Below are 2703 nucleotides of genomic sequence, written 5' to 3'. Positions count from 1 at the left end.
CTGCAGTAAAACTACTGCAGCCAACATCAAGCGGCCTGTTTTTGACTGAAGGTAGTGAAAGTACTTTTTTGGCGATACCGGCCAGGCTGGCCGGGCTAATGTTTTCGCCAATAACCTTGCCGCGCTCGTAGGCTGAGCCGGTAAGAAGTTCGGTTATGTCATCCTTAAACTGGTCCGCAATCTCCTTGATTGTCCCTTGCGGGTCCAGAACCACTCCTTTGGCCAGGGCGTACATATTTTTTGCGGTTTCTATGGGACTTGCCAGCAAGTCAACAATGCCCCAGAACTGTGTCTTAAGACCGTCCCATAAGCCTTCAACAAATTGTTGAATCTGTTCAATTAAATCTTCATCCGATGGCGCTTCATTGCCTCCGCTGTTATCACCTGAACCATCATTTCCACCACCGGGTTGCTCACCTGGTTTCCCGTCATCGTCTCCACCGGAGCCATCACCATTGCCATTTTCATTCCCACTGTCAGGGCCTTCACCATAATCCGGCTCACTGCCTGATCCACCTCCGGTGTCGGGCGTCTCTTCCTCATCGCCACTGCCCGGTGATGTGTCGGTGGGAAAGTCCACAGAACCGTTACCATTGCTTGGCGGTAACCTGTGGCCCGCATTATCTCCTGCCATTTCCTGGGCCATTTTGCTGCCCTGGTCCCGCAAGACATCACCCACCGAGCCCATGCCGCCAATAAGCATCACGGCGATCAGCCCGACGATGGGCAGGTATTCAGACATGGCAACACCCGACTGGCGACGTTTCCTTGTCCGGCTGAAGACATCCTTCATGGTTTGATCCTGTTATTTTTGTTCTTTTGCTATGAGTACAGCGGTTGATGAATTACCGAACAGAAGGCACAAACTGTATATTTTCCCAAACCCGTGTCAGGGCAGGCTGACTAGGGTGGATCATTGTCAATACCCACCTGATAACCCAGGCCAGTCCAGAGAATTTGCAACTCTCTGGACTGAACCGGCGGTTCAGCATGAGCCAACGCTCCTGATACGGACAACAGCAAGCACAGGGCAATTTTCCTCATCCGATTCTGGCTCCTACGGAGGCCAGCAAGGGCACCCGGAAAAGCACAAGAACCCCAAACAGACCTTGCCAGGAATGCAGCCGGCGGACGGAATTTTTATATTTGAATTTTGAAAACAGCCAGCATAACAACCAAACCAGTATATATACGTCGATGACAGCGTATTGCTGCATATCGGGGCCAAAGAAGGCGGGCGCTTGGGTCAGGTGGGTTTCAGGTTCTTACATCTTGAACCGTTATAGTGGTCGCCTTCACACCACATTTACATGGCTCTGCTCTCTTTACTTAATTTCGATCACTCATCTACTCAACCCACTCATACACATGGAAACGCTCGTTGTCGTCTGAGACCAACATGCGGTTGCCGTATATCTGGGGCTCAGAGAAACGTTGACTGGTTAGCTCTTTCAGAACCTGAGCATATTCAACACACTGGCTATTAATATTGAAGCGACCAATCACCCGGTTGTCTGCCTTGAAATACAGTATGCCGTTATCCAGAGTCTTTAAGTGTGGTGATACCGTGCCTACTTCCCAGCCTTCATATTCACCAGACACTTCCTTTTGGGACAGCAACTTTCCAGCGACCGGATCAATGCACTCATAAAAATACTCTTTCTCACCGAAGGCTTTACTGGCACTGGAAAAATTATGAAGCAGTCCAGTTTCCGGTTCTTTGAAAAAAAACAATGATCGATGCGAAATCTCCCAAAGTCGCTCTCCAGTATTTGGGTTTAGCCCCCACATAAAACATAACCGGCGATCACGCCTGCCCCGCTGCTTGACTTTCTTCTCAAGGGATATCGCAATAACATTGTCGTAAACACGTATCGGTTCGTTGGCAGTTTTAACACCCTCGGGTAAGTCGATTTCCCAGAGAGTTTGGCCTGTATCTGGGTCTAGGTGATAAAGCTTATTTGCATTCAGGTTCTGAAAAAAAAGGCCTTGCTCTGACAACACCGATGCATATAAATCATTACAGGTTTGCCTCTCCCATATAGGGTTATTCTGACCTAGGTCATAATAATAGAATGCACCTTTATGCTCCGGTTCCTTCCAGTGAGAAAAGTTCTGGCTGCAACATGCTTTATTTTTTCCTAAAAACCTAAAACTACCCAAACAACTCTCGAAATAAGGTTCCAAAATACCATTGTTGTATTTATATATTTTCTGAATCTTGTCAGTCTTAAACAGGATGAATAACTCATCGTCAACCACACCGAAGGAATCGACATCAAGATCATCCTCACTAAATGCAGTCGAGTGGAAAGAAGCACCATCTTGTATAATCAGTTGTCGTTTATAGTCAATATAAATGATGTACCCTTTAAAAATTTCTGGCCAAACACCCTTATCGCTTTCTGCGGAATAGTGATATACCTCTCTCCACATATCAAATACCTATATTATCTTAAAAATACCATCGAAGTTTTGCTCTATGCTTTTGAATAGCATTGCTTTATCCAGATTGGGAACTTGCAATTTACTTAGTACTTTTCTTTCATCCTGGAACTCAATTTTCTCAATCTCCGCCAGCAGCCTCTGCTTATCTTCATTCGAAAAAGCTCTTTTCCCCAGCGCCTTTCCTTCAAAATGCCACCGAATCTGATCAAGACTGCTCACATCTCCATTGACAAGGTCCCGGGTAAATTGCTTAAC

General features: G+C 46.5%; 4 protein-coding genes. All 4 read right to left on the bottom strand.

What is annotated here, in order from left to right; genetic code table 11:
- The coding region (locus tag ACO6UY_RS24310; protein WP_422491626.1) for a Flp family type IVb pilin at nucleotides 1-793 on the bottom strand (793 nt) is incomplete at its 3' end.
- 110 nt (nucleotides 794-903) lie between these two features.
- Nucleotides 904-1044 carry a hypothetical protein gene (locus ACO6UY_RS24305; RefSeq protein WP_422491625.1) on the bottom strand — a complete coding sequence of 47 codons (141 nt, stop codon included), beginning with the start codon at nucleotides 1042-1044 and terminating at the stop codon, nucleotides 904-906.
- Nucleotides 1045-1347: 303 nt separating this feature from the next.
- Nucleotides 1348-2436, bottom strand: a complete 1089-nt coding sequence (locus ACO6UY_RS24300; protein ID WP_422491623.1) for a PQQ-binding-like beta-propeller repeat protein — start codon at nucleotides 2434-2436, stop codon at nucleotides 1348-1350.
- A 9-nt stretch (nucleotides 2437-2445) separates the two neighbouring features.
- A partial coding sequence (locus ACO6UY_RS24295) for a hypothetical protein (RefSeq protein WP_422491621.1) occupies nucleotides 2446-2703 on the bottom strand: 258 nt, incomplete at its 5' end.

Origin of the sequence: Endozoicomonas sp. ALE010 (assembly GCF_049310165.1) — a bacterium.
In the GTDB taxonomy this organism is placed as follows: domain Bacteria; phylum Pseudomonadota; class Gammaproteobacteria; order Pseudomonadales; family Endozoicomonadaceae; genus Endozoicomonas.
This window is presented reverse-complemented; position numbering and strand designations above follow the sequence as displayed.

Excerpts from the sequence above, each read along its gene's own strand:
- ACO6UY_RS24300 (WP_422491623.1), bottom strand. The coding sequence starts at position 2,436 with ATGTGGAGAGAGGTATATCACTATTCCGCAGAAAGCGATAAGGGTGTT.
- ACO6UY_RS24305 (WP_422491625.1), bottom strand. The coding sequence starts at position 1,044 with ATGAGGAAAATTGCCCTGTGCTTGCTGTTGTCCGTATCAGGAGCGTTG.